This is a genomic window from Rhizobium sp. YS-1r (assembly GCF_000757525.1).
GTDB lineage: Bacteria > Pseudomonadota > Alphaproteobacteria > Rhizobiales > Rhizobiaceae > Neorhizobium > Neorhizobium petrolearium.
In genome coordinates, this window is sequence record NZ_JPYQ01000055.1 from 96,970 (window position 1) to 112,785 (window position 15,816).

The window sequence follows — 15,816 nt, forward strand, 5'->3', positions numbered from 1 at the left end:
CTTAAATTTCTATATGGAGGCTCGCGTGATCCCAGACAAGATCCTTTACGAAACCGCCGTTACCGCCCATGGCGGGCGCGAAGGCAAAGCCCGGAGTGTCGACGGCAGCTTTTCGGTCAATCTTTCCGTGCCGAAGGGTCTGGGAGGGCCAGGTGGCGAAGGCACCAATCCGGAACAGCTTTTCGCTGCCGGTTATGCAGCCTGCTTCCTCGGCGCGGTGAAGCTGGTTGCCCGCAACAGGAAGGTTGCGTTGCCGGATGATACCTCGATCACGGCCAAGGTGAGCATCGGGCCGGTGCCGGTCGGTTATGCGCTAGCAGTTGAACTGGTCGCCTCCCTGCCGGGCATCGATCGGGCGGTGGCCGAAGAGATCGTCGCCGGCGCACACGAGCGCTGCCCCTATTCGAACGCCACACGCGGCAATGTCGATGTCCAGCTGACGGTCGCCTGATGGCCTTTTCCCGCGCGCGAAAACCCTATGATGGCGTGGTGCTGACGGTGCCGGTGACGGTGCCCTATCAGCGCTATTCCGTTGAAAGCGCGCATTGGTGGATGGGCAGGGCGCTACGGGCGCTGTCAGAGGGTGCTGGCATCAGTCATCGGGATTTCGACGGCTTTTCAGTTTCGAGCTTCACGATGGGGCCGGACAGCGCGATCGCACTGACCCAGCATTTCGGGCTTTCGCCGCGATGGATCGATCATGTGCCGATGGGTGGCGCGGCCGGCATCGTTTCGATCCGGCGGGCGGCGAGGGCAGTGCAGGCGGGTGATGCAGATATCGTCGCCTGTGTCGCCGCAGATACGAACCAGGTCGATACCTTCCGCAAGACGCTTGCCAACTTCTCCCGTTTTGCGCAGGACGCTTCCTATCCCTATGGCGCCGGCGGCCCGAATGCCAGTTTCGCTCTGATCGCCCGCCACTACATGGATTGCTACGGCGCGACGCGCGAGGATTTCGGCAAGCTCTGCGTCGCCCAGCGCGATAACGCACTCAAAAACCCGCATGCGCTGATGACGAAGCCTCTGACATTGGAGCAATATATGGCGGCACGACCGATCGCCGAACCGTTCCACCTGTTCGATTGCGTTATGCCCTGCGCGGGGGCCGAGGCGTTTCTGGTGATGCGGGAAGACACGGCGAAATCGCTCGGGCTGCCGTTCGTACGACTGCTTTCCGCCATCGAGCGGCACAATGCGTTTCCGGATGATCCGGTACAGGTACGAGGCGGCTGGGTGGTTGATCGGGACGAGCTCTATGGCATGGCCGGGGTGACCTCGGACGACATGGATTTTGTCCAGACCTATGACGACTACGCGGTCATTTCGATGGTGCAGTTCGAGGATCTGGGTTTTTGCGGCAAGGGTGAGGGGCCGGATTTTGTGCGCCAGCACACATTCACGATCGATGGCTCCTTCCCGCATAACACGTCTGGCGGTCAGCTTTCCGTTGGGCAGGCAGGTGCGGCCGGCGGACATCTCGGGATCACCGAGGCGATGCGTCAACTGCTTGATGCGGCAGGTGGCACGCAGGTGAAGGATGCGAAGCTCGGTCTCGTTTCCGGCTTCGGCATGATCAACTACGATCGTGGGCTTGCCTCTGCGGCGGCCATACTGGCGAGGGCGTCATGACCGAACCGCTCGCAAAACCGAAACGCAAGAATCCGCTTGCCCGCACGCGCCAGCCGTTGTCGCCGCCGTCGGCGCGCAGCCGAAAGGCGCATGAATTGACGCTTGCGGCTGCGTCCGGCCGGTTCATGCTGCAATGCTGCAGTGAATGCGGACAATATACCTATCCTCCCCGTGAAGCCTGCCCGAACTGCCTGTCATCCGACCTGAGGCTTCAGGATACACCGACCGGCGGGGTTCTGCTCTCCGAAACCAGGATCGACGTGACCAGCGATCCCTACTACCGTGAACACACGCCCTGGCGGACCGGCCTGGTGAAGCTCGATTGCGGACCGAGCATCGTGACGCATCTACATGGCGATTGTGGCGGGCCAGGTAATCGAGTGGTCCTGTCGCTGCAGCTCGACAGGGGTGGCCAAGCAGTGTTCTTCGCCAAGCCTATTCCGGAGACGCCAAACATGGAAGACGACCTTCAGTGGCGGGAGTTGACCGCCGATCCCAAGCATCGGCGGGTGCTGATCACCGATGGCCGCAGTCCGGCGGCTGTAGCGCTGGCGCAGGCCTTGAAGAAGGCGGGTGCGACTAAGATTTTTATAGGCGTTTCGGATCGCTGGAAGCCGTTCAACGAACAGAAGTCACTTGAGGCGATCGACGGCATCGAACTCGTCAACCTGGACCTTACAAATGAGCGTTCGGTCCAAGAGCTTGCCATGGATATCGGCGCCAAGGTGGAAATCCTGGTTAACACGGCCGATCACGTCCGTCCTGCGCACCTCTTCGATGCGGGCGCAGCCAATACAGCTCGGGATTCCTTCGACCATACGGTGATGGGCCTGATGCGGCTGGCGCAGGCCTTCGGGCCAGTGATGCGCTCTCGGGGCGCTGATGGTCCGACCGGAGCCGTTGCCTGGGTCAATGTGCTCTCAGTCCACGGGCTCAGCAATGCGCCGCAATTCGGAGTCCATTCCGCCGCGCATGCCGCTTGCCTGTCGCTGTCGCAATGGCTGCGCACAGAGCTGCGGCCTGGAGGCATCCGGGTGATCAATGCCTTTTCCGGCCCACTTGATACCGAATGGTTCCAGACCGTGCCGCCGCCCAAAGTCGCACCGAAGGCGTTGGCGGACGCAATCGTCGACGGGCTGAAATGCGGGATCGAGGATATTTATGTCGGGGACGTGGCCAAGGATATCGAGGCGCGGCTCTTCGACAATCCAAAAGCCGTCGAACGGGAGGCTGGTCAATGAGCGGGGATATTCTGGACGCATTTGCCCGAGCACTGGCGAGCGGTGCGGTGCGTGTCATCGATCTCACTCATACGCTATCGCCGGATTTTCCGGTCATCGTCATGCCGCCGGAGCTTGGTCAATCGGCCCCGTTCCGCATGGAGCGGATTTCGCGTTATGATGCCTCAGGGCCTGCCTGGTACTGGAACAACCTTTCGTTCGGCGAGCATACCGGCACGCATTTCGACGCGCCGGTCCATTGGTATACCGGTCGCGATCTTCCACTCAATACCGTCGATACCCTGCCGCCGGCCGACATGATTGCGCCGGCCTGCGTGATCGACTGCTCAGCCGAAGTAGCAAAGGAGGCGGATTTTCTGCTGACGGTTGCCGAGGTGACGACATGGGAGGAGAAGCACGGCCGCATTCCCGCTCGGTCCTGGGTGCTTTTGCGGACAGACTGGTCGAAGAAGAGGGGCGCCGCCTATGCCAACCTCGGAGCGGATGGCGCTCATACACCGGGACCGGATGCCGCGGTCATGCGCTTTCTGGTCGAAGAGCGTGGCATTATCGGGTTCGGTACCGAGACGATCGGTACGGATGCGGGACAGGCCGGGCATTTCTCGCCGCCCTATCCCGCCCATCATTACCTGCACGGCACGGGACGTTATGGGCTGCAGTGCTTAACCAATCTCGACAAGTTGCCGCCGACTGGCGCCATGATCGTCGCGGCCCCACTCAAAATCCAAAACGGCTCGGGAAGTCCGCTGCGCGTGCTGGCTTTGGTTCAGGAGCGCTCCACCGGATGAGATCCGCTTGCCACGCGCCGGGCGGCAGTGTCGTAGAAACTCGTCAGCAGTTCCAGCATTTCCGTCGCACTTCCAAGCCCTTTTTCCGCATGATCCATCTTCTGGATCAACGAAACCAGCAAATGCCGACGCAGCAATCGGTAGTCCTGCGTCAGTTTAGTGCCCTTTCGGGTCGGCACATAGAGCGTATCCTTGCGCGACCGGCCCTTGACGCGTTCGATCAGTTGCAGGGTCTGCAGCTTCTTGATGGCGTATTGAATATTGGCGGTGTCGTCACGGCCGAGCAGGCGGGAGATTTCTCCAAGCCCTTTCGGCTTGTTGCGATAACGGATCGTGTGCAGGATCGCAGTATCAAGGCCACTCAATCCGGCTCCCGCAAGCTCGCTCGAGCATTCCGACTGCCAGCGCAGGAAGGCGGCGGAAATCCGCCAGAGCGACCATTCGAATTCCGTGAGCGCAGCCTCCGACATTTCGACGGTCGCGTCGCTCAGGGGACTTTCGGGCGAGGTCGGCGAAATCATGAGGCCCTCCAGGCTGATTCTGTGCATGGAGTAAAGCCTTAAATCGATGTTTTGACGAGGCAAAATCGCAAAGAAAACGCGAAGAAAAGAGGAGAATATGCGCATCTTCTGGCAGAGCTTTATCGATGCCACCGCGAGTGCCGCCTATATGACGCGGCTCTCGGATTATCTGAACGGGATTGCCGAGCCGGGCACAACGGTCGATGTCTTCGGCATCAGCCCGCCGGACAGACATTTCGGGCGGCTAGCGGAATTCCGTTGTGCGGCGATCGCGATCGATAACGGGCTGGAAGCGGCGAGCCGCGGTTACGATGCGGTGGTCATCGGCCATTTTCAGGACCCAGGTCTCTATGAGCTCAAGTCGGCGCTCACAATCCCGGTGATCGGCGCGGGCGAGGTCTGCATGCATTACGCTGCCCGGCTCGGCCGACGCATGGCGCTTATCACACTCGATGACGTTTTCCAGGTCTGGCACTACGAACAGGCCGATCTCTATGGCCTTGGCAATCGTGTGAAGCACGTGGCCGGGCTGAACTGCGAGCCATCCGATTTCAGCGCCGCTTTTGCAGGAGACAATGAGGCCCGGAAGCGGATGCTTGCGAGCTTCACAGCCCGTGCCGAACCACTGGTTCGCGAGGGGGCGGATGTGGTCGTGCCCGCGGGTGTGTTGCCGGGCCTGCTGGTCGGCGGCGAATACGGTTTCAAGGTGCTGCACGCGCCGGTCGTCAATACGGCGGCCGTAACGTTGAAAAGCGCCGAAATGGATGTGCGGCTACAGAATATCAATGGTATCGAGGTGAGCCGCGGGCCGTTCTGCGCACTCGCCAACGAGCATGCGATCGAAGATTTTCGGACTTTCGTTGCCCGGGGCCGGGGAGCGCCGCTCTTCCCGAACGGCAACTAGGGGATCACATCGTCAGCATCAGGCGTCCACGGGAAATGGCGCTTTTTTCAATCAGCCGATGGGCTTCGGCGGCCTCAGAAAGCGGCATGGTGCGCGCGACCTGGGGTTTCAGTATTCCGGCGCCGGCGAGTTCCATCATCGATTGCAGCGCGGACTTGTCGTCGCTCACCATGGCGCGGGTGACGGTGACGCCGAATTCGGCGCCGCGATCCCTGATCGGATCGGCGACCAGCCAGACGAGGTGGCCGCCTTTCTTCAGGACCTTGTAGGACTTGTCGTGGACTTCACCGCCCATGAGGTCGAAGACGACATCCCGAGCTTTCAGGAGTTCGGAAAAGTCTTCCTGGTCATAGGCGATGATGCGGTTTGCGCCGAGGCCCAGCACGTAGTCCCGGTTGGTCGATCGACAGGTGGCGGTGACGTCTGCACCGAGGTGGTGGCAGAGCTGGACGAGTAGGCCGCCCACCGCACCGGCGCCGGCATGCACAAGCACCTTATCGCCGGATCTGACCTCTGCGGCGCGCAGCGCGATCCAGGCGCTGAGGCCAGCATTGGTCAGCGCCACGGCTTCCACAGTCGAAAGCCTTTCCGGGATAGCGACAGCATGTTTTTCATCGACAGCGATCATTTCCGCATACCCGCCCTGAGCGAAGACGCCGGCCATGACGGCAACTCGATCGCCAACCGTGAATTCGGTTACGCCGTTACCGACTGCGACCACCGTACCGCCGGCATCGCGGCCAGGCACACTCGGCATGGGCAGGGTGAAATGATTCTGCAGATACCCGGCACGAAGCTTCCAGTCGAAGGGCGTTACGCTTGCGGCCTCGATCTTCAGGAGGACCTGGCCAGGCCCGGCGACCGGATCCGGCAGGTCGATGTAGTGCATCACATCGGCCGGGCCGTGCTCGCTGTATTGAATGGCCTTCATGGTGTCATTCCTTGAAATTGACCGGGTATCTCGGCTTTTCGCCCTTCAACACGGCTGCGACATCCGCAAATACCTTGCTGCGGACTTCGGTGTAGCTCTGCGTCGAGTAATGGGCCGCGTGGGGTGAGACGATTACCTGATCCAGTGCGAGCAGTGGGTTGTCCGGTGCGGGGGGCTCCTTTTCGAACGTGTCTATGCCAGCGCCGGCAATGTGGCCGCTCTGAATTGCCTCCGCAAGAGCCGCTTCGTCTACGAGCCCGCCACGCGAGACATTGATCACATATGCGCCCTTCTTCATCTTATTAAGTGCTTCGGCCGAGATGATCTTGCGGGTCTCGGGCGTTGCCGGAATGTGCAACGAGATGAAATCGGCTTGAGCGAATAGTTCATCCAGGGAAACCGGTCGGGCGCCGGTGGCCGAAATTCGTTCGGCCGAGATATATGGATCGTAGGCGATGATTTCATAGCCAAAAGCCCTTGCCTTTGCTGCTGTCAGGCGACCGATCTGTCCGAAGCCGATGAGACCAAGTATCTGCTCGCTCGGTCTCGTAATGCCGGCGCCGTCGTCCATCGCGAGCCAGCGGCCCTGGCGCACGGCGCTGTCATAGACTTTGAGCTTCCGGGCTAGTGACAGGATCAGCGCCAGCGCATGGGTGCTAACCTCATCGATATTGGAATCCGGCACGTAGGTGACCTGGACGCCAGCTTGTGTGGCTGCCTCGACATCGATCGAATCCAGGCCGACGCCGAAACGACCGATAACCTTGAGGTTCTTGAGCTCCGATAAAACGCGGGCGGTGATCGGCTCACGCAGCACCATCAGCGCCTCGGCGTCCTTCGCCTCGGCGATCAATGCCTCCTCGGTCAGCAGGGTCTTTTCGATGAACTCGGCGCCGAGACCTTCGAGATAGGCGAGTTGTTCCGGTTCGACGGCGAGCATGCCATCTGTCTTGATGATCTTCATGGCCAGACCTCATGCGTTGCGGGCGGCAGCGACACCGGCAGCAAGGCTTGCACCGAGAAACATCGTGTCGCTGGCGAGCATGAAGAAGGAAATGCCGGCTTCCGCCCATTTGCCGACATCATCGGCTGAAGGGCGAAAGATACCGACCGCCTTGCCGGCCTCGCGGGCGGCGTTGGTGATGGTGGTGATCGCTGCGTTAAGCTTTTCCGCGCCTGCCGGACCCATCGCGTCGATCGAGACGGAGAGGTCCCCAGGGCCGATGAAGATTATATCGACGCCTTCGACTGCAGCGATTTCCTCGACATTCGCAAGGCCTTCCGCCGTCTCGATCTGTATCGCCAGCACGAGGCTCTCGTTGGCGGCCTTCAGGTAATCGGGAATGCGGTAGCCATAGGCGGAAGCGCGGCCAGGGCCGACCCCACGTTCGCCAACTGGCGGATAGCGGGTCGCCATCACGGCGGCTTTGGCCTGAGCGGAGGTCGAAACGCGTGGAACCAGCACGCCCGCAGCACCGGCATCGAGCGCCGAGGCGATCCATTCCGATGCGTGGCTCGGAACCCGGACCAGCGCCGGTATGTGATGAGCATCAGAAGCCCGCACGAGATTTTCGATCAGTTCGCGGTCGATCTGCGAGTGTTCGGCATCGATGCACAGGAAGTCGAGCCCGGTCGCGGCGGTTACTTCGATCGCGACGGGATGGGGAATGGCGGCAAAGGTTCCGATCACCCGTTCATAGCTGATGCACTTCTTGCGGAAATCGCTCATGACAATCCTCTGGAAATTTATTCTCTTTACGGGCTGGTGGTGCAGGGCCTCTTGGTGGGCAAAGGAAAGTTTAAGCCTAAAATTATTGAAGCTGCAAGCCGAATAACGGAAATGGTGAAGACTAAATTCACCCGGCTGCGGTGGGTAGATCAGTATACGGAATATGGCGAAATCAATTGATGGATGAGCCATTGTAACAATAATCCTTTGAAACTTGAAATAAACCGTATACGAATAAACACGGAGATTTCGATGGTGAAACCGAGCGACAATCTGGTGGATACGGTTTATTGCGACCTGCGGTCGAAGCTGCAGAGGAGCGCGATTTCCCCATCCGTTAGATTGGTTGACACGGAGATCGCCGCGACAAATGGGATTTCCCGCATGCCGGCCCGCGAGGCGCTGCTACGCCTGGTGGCGGAGGGCTATTTGATCGGCACCACGCGTGGCTTCGCCGTCAGGGAATTGTCGCTCGAAGATATTTCCGGGCTATTCGAGGTGCGGCGCCAGCTCGAGCCTCGGGCAGCCGCGAGTGCGGCCCGCGACATGACATCGGATATCGAGGAAGAACTCACCGCAGCGATGAACCGAGTAGAACAGATGCTCAACAGCAACGATATCTCGGGATTGCTGGCGGCGAATGTGGAATTTCGCAATGCCTGGCTGAAGGCAGTGTCGAACCCGCATATGGCGGCAACCATCTCCCGTTTCATGGATTATTTCCAGTCGGTGCGGCTCGGTACATTCACCGATCCCGCGACGGCTGAGCGATATATCGACGGCCTTTCCCGGATCTATTCGGCTTTTCTCGCCCGTGACCCCCTGATGGTCCAGGACCGCATGACGCTTTTCATGTTCGCGGCGGAGGAGGCCTATCTCTCCGTTCGCCGGCGCCAGTTGCAGGAAGCCGCGGAAACACGCCCCGGCCGAAGAAGAAACACCAGGAGAGGAACAGCATGATCAAGCAGCATCCGCTGAAAGGTCCCAGCAAACTGAAACTCGGCGTGTTTTCCGCCAATGCGGATGGTGGCCTGGCAATCACTGACGTGCCGGAGCGATGGCAGGCCCGCTGGGAGGACAATCTCAATGCAATTCAGATTGCCGATCGCGGCGGGCTCGACTTCTTCTTGCCGATCGCCCGCTGGAAGGGTTTCGGTGGCAAGAACAGGGTGCGGGAATGGTCCTTCGAGACGTTCACTTGGGCGGCAGGACTTGCCTCCGTTACGGAGCGGATCGGCCTCTTCATGACTGTGCATGTGCCGCTCGTGCATCCGCTTTATGCAGCAAAGGCGCTCGCGACCGTCGACCATATCAGCAGCGGTCGCGCCGGGCTCAACATCGTCTGCGGCTGGAATCCGAAGGAATTCGGTATGTTCGGTGTGCCGCTGGTGGAAAAGGGTTATGACCAGGCAGACGAATGGCTGCAGATCATGGAGCGTGCTTATGTCTCCGATGCACCCTTCGATTATGATGGCACTTATTATCAGCTGAAGGATGTCGTCAGTCGTCCTGCTAGTCTTCAGGCGCCTCGGCCGGTCACCATGAATGCGGCCTTCGGCGGGCCGGGCCGGGATTTCGCGGCCAAGAATTGTGACTATCTCTTTACAACCTTCACGGAGATTTCCGAGGCCGGAAAACATGTGGAGGACATCAGAAGGCGAGCGGACAAGCTCGGACGGGACGTTGGCGCCTACACGGTCTGCCACGTCGTCTGCCGTGAGAGCCAACAGGAGGCGGAAGACTATTACGAACGCTACGCTGTGACACTTGCCGACCACGAGGCGGTCGATGCGCATATGGCCGGCAAGAAGGAATTCTCTCAGTCGCATGACAAGGATGCCTACGACCGCTACCGCAAGCGGTTTGCCGGCGGTGCCGGCGGTTATCCGTTGATAGGCACGCCGGAGAAGATCGCCGAGGACATGATTGCAATTTCCGAGCAGGGTTATTCAGGCATCGCCCTGTCATTCGTGAACTATACCTATGAACTACCCTTTTTCTGTGATCGAGTGATGCCATTGCTCAGGCAAGCGGGGCTGCGAGTCGAATGACGATCAATTCCATTCATGATGAGGTCGAGGCAACGCGGCTTGCCTTCCGCGATGGGATGTCGCGGTTGGCCGCAGCAGTCAATATAGTGACAACCGATGGGCCGGGTGGCCTCGCAGGTTTCACAGCGTCTGCCGTCTGCAGCGTAACAGATCGGCCGCCGACGCTCCTCGTCTGCCTCAATCGGTCGAGTTCGGTGGCCGGCATGTTCGAGAGGAATCGGGTGCTTTGCGTCAATACGCTGGCGTCCGGTCACGAAGCAATGTCGAAACTGTTCGGTGGATCGACGCCGCAGGAAGACCGATTTGCTGTCGGCGATTGGATAATGAGCACCACCGGTTCACCGCGGCTGACGGATGCAATCGTATCTTTCGACTGCGAGGTGGAGAGCGCCATCGAAAGCGGGACGCATCACGTTCTGTTCTGCCGAGTCGTTGGTATCGCGCATGGCGCGGATGACGAAGAAGCGCTCATTTATTTCCGCCGGCGCTACCATCACATCAAATGAAAGAGGTCCGGCGGAAGCGCTTCTGCCGGACCTCACGATTTTAGTTCGTGTTGGCGATAATCTCGCCAAGCACCTTGTCGAAGCGGTCGATCTCTTCCACCTTGTTGTAGTGGACCATGGAAACGCGCATGCAGCCTGTCTCCATGGCCAAGCCAAGTCGTTTCATCAGGCGTGGCGCGAACATGTGACCATCGCGGCTGCCGATATTGTTTTTACCAAGTTCGGCGGCGATGTATTGCGGGCTTAACCCGGGAATGTTGAAGCAGATGGTTGGGACGCGCTTCTCGATCTGACTCTCATCGGAAATTCCATAAATCGCGGCGCCATGCTTCTTGAGAACCGCGAGCATCTTTTTCGATAATGTCTGTTCGTAAGCTCGGATTGCGCCCATGGCGGCTGCGATTGCATCACGGCGGGAATGTTGACCTGTGCCCAAGAATTCCTGGCCGATCTCTTCGAGATAACGAACGGCGGCGTCCATGCCGGCGACGTTTTCATAGGTGAAAGTGCCGACCTCGATCTTGTAAGGGGGCACGTTCGGGATGAAATCCTCCTTGAACGTCGGCAGTTTGACGAGCGCGTCGTAGCGGCCCCAGAGGAACCCCATATGAGGGGAGAAGTTCTTGTAGCCGGAGCAGACAAGATAGTCGCAATCCCAGGCCTGCACGTCGATCAATCCATGTGGGCCGTAATGCACACAGTCGAGGAAGACCTCAGCCCCGGCCGCATGGGCAAGCTTGCCGACGGTTGCGACATCGACGATGGTGCCGATCGAATGGGCTGTGACCGTGCAGGCAACGAGGCGTGTCCTGTTGTTCAAAAGCGGGTTCAGATCATCGGTGTGTAGCATGCCGTCATCGCGCATTTTCCACCAGACGATCTTGGCGCCCTCGGCTTCGAGCGCCAGCCAGGTGGCGATGTCGGCGTCATGGTCCATGTCGGTGACGATGATCTCGTTACGCTCCTGCAGCATCTTGGCGATGCCGAGGCTGACGAGCCGGATGAAGGATGTGGCATTGAGGCCGAATGAAATCTCCTCCGGTCGGTAGGCGTTCACAAGAATGCCGACGCTGATACGGGCGTTTGCAACCGTTTGATCGACGCCCTGACTGTGCAGATAGGGCGCCATGCGCTGCACGTTACAATCCACGAGATGATTCGCGACCGCATCGACTACCGCCTGGGGTACCTGGGCGCCGCCGGCATTTTCGAAGAAGATGAAGTCCCGGTATTTCTGTAGTGCCGGAAACTTGGCTCGAATCTTGTCGACTGGAAAAGCCTTGGCGATGTTGTCGCCGGCTGAAACGCGCGTATCCATGGAATTCTCCCGGGTATCGGATTGGAGGAAGGCGGAAGGTGACAAAAACCTCTCCTCGAGTTATCTTCGTCGCCGACACATGAGCATTTGATCAAATCCTAGGTGTTTTATTGTGCCTACAGCATTTGATCAAGGAGAGAATCGCTTCGAGAAGAAGCTTGCGCACACGGGCAATTAGGCTTGAAGAGCAAGGCCTCTTATGCGAGGCCTGGTTGTGATTCGACGGATAGCAGAGGGTAAAAATGGCGGATACCGGGCTTTCGAAGGTGACGTCGCGGGTGACGGTTCAGGACACGGTCTACGAACAGTTGCGCCGTGCGCTGATGTGGGGTTCGTTTGCTCCTTCCCAGGCCATTACCATCTCTTCGCTGGCAACCGAGTTCGGCACCAGCCACATGCCTGTGCGCGAGGCGCTTCGGCGGCTTGCCGCGGAGAACGGGCTGGAGATCGGTCACAATGGCTCGGCGCGAGTGCCGGCCGTTTCACGTCAACGACTTGACGATCTGTGCCAAGCGCGAATCGCGCTTGAGGGATTGGCGACTGAACTCGCGGCGGCGCGTGTGATCAACGAGGACATGGATCGGTTGGAAGCGCTTGCCCGGGAACATGAGGAGACCGGCAAGGCCGGTGACGTCTACGGTATGTTGCGCAAAAACCAAGCCTTCCATTTCAGCATTTACGAAATGTCGGGCTCGGAGGTGCTGCCGCAACATATTGAAATGTTGTGGCTGCGTTTTGGCCCCTATATGCGGATGCTGACCAACTATGTGGAAAGGGAATTCGACAAGGGTGTCGTTCATCCCTTCTCCTCCTATCATTTCCAAATCGTCGCGGCATTGCGCGAGCGAAACGGCGTGCTCGCCCGGGAAATGATGGTGGGCGATATTCTCGCGACGCAAGTGCTGCTGCGAGATATGTGTTCGGAATAATCCCGGCGGTATCGCCGGGATCATGCTCATTCAGTCAGCAGATCACTGACCGAGACCCAGCAAGGCGAGATACTCCACCGAAGCAGGTATCTTCGACTTGTCCTTGATCTCAACGATCAGGCGCGGATTGTTGGTGAGATCGGCAAGCGCGGCGAAGACAGAACGCCAGAGGATATTGCCTTCGCCGAGCGCCCAATGGCGGTCGGCATAACCATCAGCATCCTGCAGGTGGACGTGGTGCAAGCGATCGCCGGCGGCCTTCACGTAATAATCAACCGGTGGCGCGCCTGTGGAGCCGTGGGCATAATGGGCATGGCCGGTATCGATCGAAACGGCGACGGCCGGGGAGTTGAAGCTATCAGCGAGCGCAACGCGGGCGTACTGGTCAATATCCTCGATGTTTTCGAGAACGATCACAACGCCTATATCTTCCGCCTGCTTGACAGCATCGCGCATAGTGAGATGCACGTATTCAAGCACCCGGTCGCGCTCGCCCTTGTTGTTGTCAAGATTGTTGTAGGACCAGGTGGAATAGGGGCTATGGGAAACCATCTGTGTCGCGCCGATGGCAGCGCAGACATCGAGGCCCTGCCTCATGCGTTTGGCGACGACAGCACGGATATCCGGATCCTGTGAAGCGATGGTGAAGCCCCAGAACGGACCGTGGATGCCAAGGCGGCCCTGGTAGCCGTTGAGCAGCTTCCTGGCGCGCTCGGCGAGTGCCGCCCAATCGCCGTTCAGGACGTCCGCGGTAGTGAAGTCCTGGAGCTCGAGATCGCGCTGCTTGTCAAAGAGCCAGTTGCGATGGATTTCGAGTTCGTCGAGCGTCATGGCGGCGCCGATCACGGGAGGGGGAGACATGAAAACTCCATCAAACAGAAGAGATGTCGGGAAGTGGAACTGGAAGAACACCCGGGGTATCGGGTCCATGACAGGGTTTTGTGTCGCCAATATTACATGTGTAACACGAAACTGCGAAACTCGTATCCGATGTCAATTTCTCATCTCAAGCCGCGGTCGATAAATCGGCCGCGGCTGTTCTTTTGTCCGCTGAAGATGTGACAATGGGCCATCGACCGATTTTCGGGGAGCGGAACTTGGCTCGCAAACTCACCACTTGAGTTTTTGCAGTTGTCCCGCTAAATCTCACGCCACCAGGACCGGGCCCCTCTGGCAGTTCATATCTGAGCTGTGATGTCGGACTGGAATTGTCCAACTTAGGTGCCTGGTGTTCGTGGAGGTCATCCGACAGAAGCGGTGGCGAATTCTACGGCAGGCAGGAATGCCAGCCGTATGCACCCCGTCGAACTGTCTTCACGACATAGGCACGCCCGCGCTTTTAAGAGATTGGGTGCCAAATGATGGAATTTTTCACGCCGGAGGCGTTGTCCGCCCTCCTGCAAGTTATCATGATCGACCTCGTGCTTGCCGGCGACAACGCGATCGTCATCGGCCTTGCCGCCGCCGGCCTTCCGAAAGAACAGAGAACGAAGGCGATCCTAGTCGGCATCATCGCAGCGACCGTTCTGCGTATAGGCTTCGCGCTCGCAACCACGCAACTCCTGCAGATCGTTGGACTATTGCTGGCCGGCGGTATTCTTCTTCTCTGGGTCTGCTGGAAGATGTGGCGCGAACTGCGCACGCCTCACCACCAGGAGGAAGAAGCGAGCGAGGCGCTTGAAGAGACCGATTTCAACAAGGACGGTACGATTGCCGGAGGCGCTCCGCGCAAGACTTTTGCCCAGGCCGCATGGCAGATCGTTATTGCCGATGTTTCCATGTCGCTCGACAACGTGCTTGCGGTTGCTGGCGCCGCTCACGAACATCCCGAGGTTCTCATCTTCGGTCTGGTTCTGTCCATCGCGCTGATGGGGGTTGCCGCGAGTTTCATCGCACGTGTGCTCAACAAGTATCGCTGGATCGCGTATGTCGGTCTTGCCGTCATTCTCTACGTTGCACTTGAGATGATCTGGCGCGGCGGGATCGAGGTCTGGGGTGAGGCGCAGGCCTTCATGCCGGTTCTCGGCAACTGATCTTTCTTGGCGCGGCGATCCTTTCGCCGCGTCTTTTCCTTCGGCGTCGTTCCCATCTTCTCCGGCGCTAACCGCTTTTCCCCTTCTCAACCAAAACTTATGCCGCGGCAGTAGAACCTATTCGTCAGGTCGCCGATCTGCTTCTATGTCTTCACAAAGCTGCGGCGCCTCGGGTGCCGGGCCGCGTCGAGGTGGAGGGCGCGGCTGCGATTTTGGAGGAGAATACGCCTCTCCACCAGGCGCTGGTGAACGACCACCTAGGAAAAGCCATGACCGAACCCTGTTATGATGTCGCCCATCTGGGCCATGTAGAACTCTATTCAGACCGGTTTGACGAAACGCTCGATTTCTTCGTCCGGGTCTACGGACTTACCGAAAGCGGCCGTGAGGGAAACAGTGTCTATCTTCGCGCTTATGACGACTATGAATTCCACACGCTGAAGCTCACCAAGCATCATACGACCGGCGTCGGCCATATCGCCTATCGTACTTCTTCTGCGGAAGCGCTGGAGCGACGCGTCAAGGTAATCGACGAAATGGGTTGCGGCGTCGGCTGGATCGATGGCGACCTCGGCCATGGTCGGGCCTATCAGTTCAAGAGTCCGGACGGCCATCTCTTCGAGCTTTATTACGACACCAAGGAATATGTCGCGCCGCCGGAAGAAAAGCCGGCGCTCAAGAACATTGCCCAGCGCTACCAAGGCCGCGGCGCATGCCCGCGCCGCCTTGACCACGTCAACTTGCTCGCCGCCGATGTAAGCCTGGTCCGCGAGTTCATGACCAAGGCTCTCGGCAGCCGCGTCACTGAAATGATCCAGCTCGACAACGGCCGTCTCGGCGGCTGCTGGTTCACCATCAACAACAAGACCTATGACCTCGCCTGCTCCGAGGACCACACTGGTGCTCATGGCCGTTTCCACCATGTCACATATGCCTGCGACCAGCGCGAGGACATCCTGCGCGCCGCAGATATCTTCCTGGAAAACGGCGTGCATATCGAATCCGGCCCGCACAAGCATGCGATTCAGGGCACATTTTTCCTTTATGTCTGGGAGCCGGCTGGCAACCGCGTCGAACTCGCCAATGCAGGTGCGCGGCTTATCCTGCGTCCGGACTGGAAGCCCGTCGTCTGGACCGAGGCTGACCGCAAGAAGGGACAGGCGTGGGGCATGAAGACCATCGAGACCTTCCATACGCACGGCACCCCGCCAGTCTCCCAAAAGTAAGAGCAAGAGG

At 59.2% G+C, this 15,816-nt stretch carries 17 protein-coding genes; 11 read left to right on the top strand and 6 right to left on the bottom strand.

The features are described 5' to 3' along the window. Nucleotides 1–25: 25 nt before the first annotated feature. The 4 genes from JL39_RS23315 to JL39_RS23330 are packed head-to-tail and all read left to right on the top strand — an operon-like array spanning nucleotide 26 to nucleotide 3,658. Nucleotides 26–451, top strand: coding sequence for an organic hydroperoxide resistance protein (locus tag JL39_RS23315; protein ID WP_280114095.1), 426 nt, complete (start codon nucleotides 26–28; stop codon nucleotides 449–451). Then, nucleotides 451–1,629, top strand: coding sequence for a thiolase family protein (locus tag JL39_RS23320; protein ID WP_037156454.1), 1,179 nt, complete (start codon nucleotides 451–453; stop codon nucleotides 1,627–1,629). Before JL39_RS23315 ends, JL39_RS23320 begins: the two co-directional genes overlap by 1 nt. Further along, entirely contained in the window at nucleotides 1,626–2,870 is a 1,245-nt protein-coding gene (locus JL39_RS23325; protein WP_037156456.1) for an SDR family NAD(P)-dependent oxidoreductase, read from the top strand. Before JL39_RS23320 ends, JL39_RS23325 begins: the two co-directional genes overlap by 4 nt. Beyond that, nucleotides 2,867–3,658, top strand: a complete 792-nt coding sequence (locus tag JL39_RS23330) for a cyclase family protein (protein ID WP_037156458.1) — start codon at nucleotides 2,867–2,869, stop codon at nucleotides 3,656–3,658. Before JL39_RS23325 ends, JL39_RS23330 begins: the two co-directional genes overlap by 4 nt. On the opposite strand, the gene JL39_RS23335 is transcribed toward JL39_RS23330, so the two are convergent. After that, the gene (locus tag JL39_RS23335) at nucleotides 3,637–4,179 is read right to left on the bottom strand and encodes a winged helix DNA-binding protein (RefSeq protein WP_037156460.1); all 543 of its coding nucleotides are present in this window, start codon (nucleotides 4,177–4,179) and stop codon (nucleotides 3,637–3,639) included. The two genes, JL39_RS23330 and JL39_RS23335, sit on opposite strands and share 22 nt — an antisense overlap. Nucleotides 4,180–4,276: 97 nt before the next feature. On the opposite strand from JL39_RS23335, the gene JL39_RS23340 reads away from it, so the two are divergent. Beyond that, nucleotides 4,277–5,083: an aspartate/glutamate racemase family protein gene (locus JL39_RS23340; RefSeq protein ID WP_052183079.1), complete on the top strand. Its 807-nt coding sequence runs from the start codon at nucleotides 4,277–4,279 to the stop codon at nucleotides 5,081–5,083. 4 nt (nucleotides 5,084–5,087) lie between these two features. On the opposite strand, the gene JL39_RS23345 is transcribed toward JL39_RS23340, so the two are convergent. From JL39_RS23345 to JL39_RS23355, 3 genes are read right to left on the bottom strand one after another with little or no spacing between them, the layout of a single operon-like run. Beyond that, nucleotides 5,088–6,014, bottom strand: a complete 927-nt coding sequence (locus JL39_RS23345) for an NADP-dependent oxidoreductase (protein WP_037156461.1) — start codon at nucleotides 6,012–6,014, stop codon at nucleotides 5,088–5,090. Nucleotides 6,015–6,018: 4 nt separating this feature from the next. Next, nucleotides 6,019–6,978, bottom strand: a complete 960-nt coding sequence (locus JL39_RS23350; protein ID WP_037156463.1) for a C-terminal binding protein — start codon at nucleotides 6,976–6,978, stop codon at nucleotides 6,019–6,021. 9 nt (nucleotides 6,979–6,987) lie between these two features. Continuing rightward, nucleotides 6,988–7,743, bottom strand: a complete 756-nt coding sequence (locus JL39_RS23355) for an aldolase/citrate lyase family protein (protein ID WP_037156465.1) — start codon at nucleotides 7,741–7,743, stop codon at nucleotides 6,988–6,990. Between the two features lie 252 nt (nucleotides 7,744–7,995). On the opposite strand from JL39_RS23355, the gene JL39_RS30620 reads away from it, so the two are divergent. From JL39_RS30620 to JL39_RS23370, 3 genes are read left to right on the top strand one after another with little or no spacing between them, the layout of a single operon-like run. Beyond that, the gene (locus JL39_RS30620; protein WP_052183080.1) at nucleotides 7,996–8,703 is read left to right on the top strand and encodes a GntR family transcriptional regulator; all 708 of its coding nucleotides are present in this window, start codon (nucleotides 7,996–7,998) and stop codon (nucleotides 8,701–8,703) included. Then, entirely contained in the window at nucleotides 8,700–9,794 is a 1,095-nt protein-coding gene (locus tag JL39_RS23365) for an LLM class flavin-dependent oxidoreductase (RefSeq protein WP_037156467.1), read from the top strand. The genes JL39_RS30620 and JL39_RS23365 overlap by 4 nt, the downstream gene beginning before the upstream one ends. Then, a complete protein-coding gene (locus tag JL39_RS23370) occupies nucleotides 9,791–10,300 on the top strand; it encodes a flavin reductase (RefSeq protein WP_052183081.1) in 510 nt (169 codons plus the stop codon). Before JL39_RS23365 ends, JL39_RS23370 begins: the two co-directional genes overlap by 4 nt. A gap of 40 nt (nucleotides 10,301–10,340) precedes the next feature. On the opposite strand, the gene JL39_RS23375 is transcribed toward JL39_RS23370, so the two are convergent. After that, nucleotides 10,341–11,618: a cysteine desulfurase-like protein gene (locus tag JL39_RS23375; RefSeq protein WP_037156469.1), complete on the bottom strand. Its 1,278-nt coding sequence runs from the start codon at nucleotides 11,616–11,618 to the stop codon at nucleotides 10,341–10,343. A gap of 242 nt (nucleotides 11,619–11,860) precedes the next feature. Between JL39_RS23375 and JL39_RS23380 the strand changes: the two genes are divergently transcribed. Continuing rightward, nucleotides 11,861–12,547, top strand: a complete 687-nt coding sequence (locus tag JL39_RS23380; RefSeq protein WP_037156471.1) for a GntR family transcriptional regulator — start codon at nucleotides 11,861–11,863, stop codon at nucleotides 12,545–12,547. Between the two features lie 42 nt (nucleotides 12,548–12,589). Here JL39_RS23380 and JL39_RS23385 read toward each other — a convergent pair whose 3' ends face one another. Further along, nucleotides 12,590–13,408, bottom strand: coding sequence for a sugar phosphate isomerase/epimerase family protein (locus tag JL39_RS23385; RefSeq protein WP_037156473.1), 819 nt, complete (start codon nucleotides 13,406–13,408; stop codon nucleotides 12,590–12,592). Nucleotides 13,409–13,905: 497 nt separating this feature from the next. On the opposite strand from JL39_RS23385, the gene JL39_RS23390 reads away from it, so the two are divergent. Continuing rightward, nucleotides 13,906–14,580 carry a TerC family protein gene (locus tag JL39_RS23390; RefSeq protein WP_037156475.1) on the top strand — a complete coding sequence of 225 codons (675 nt, stop codon included), beginning with the start codon at nucleotides 13,906–13,908 and terminating at the stop codon, nucleotides 14,578–14,580. Nucleotides 14,581–14,849: 269 nt separating this feature from the next. Further along, a complete protein-coding gene (locus tag JL39_RS23395) occupies nucleotides 14,850–15,806 on the top strand; it encodes a VOC family protein (RefSeq protein ID WP_037156477.1) in 957 nt (318 codons plus the stop codon). Nucleotides 15,807–15,816 lie beyond the last annotated feature (10 nt).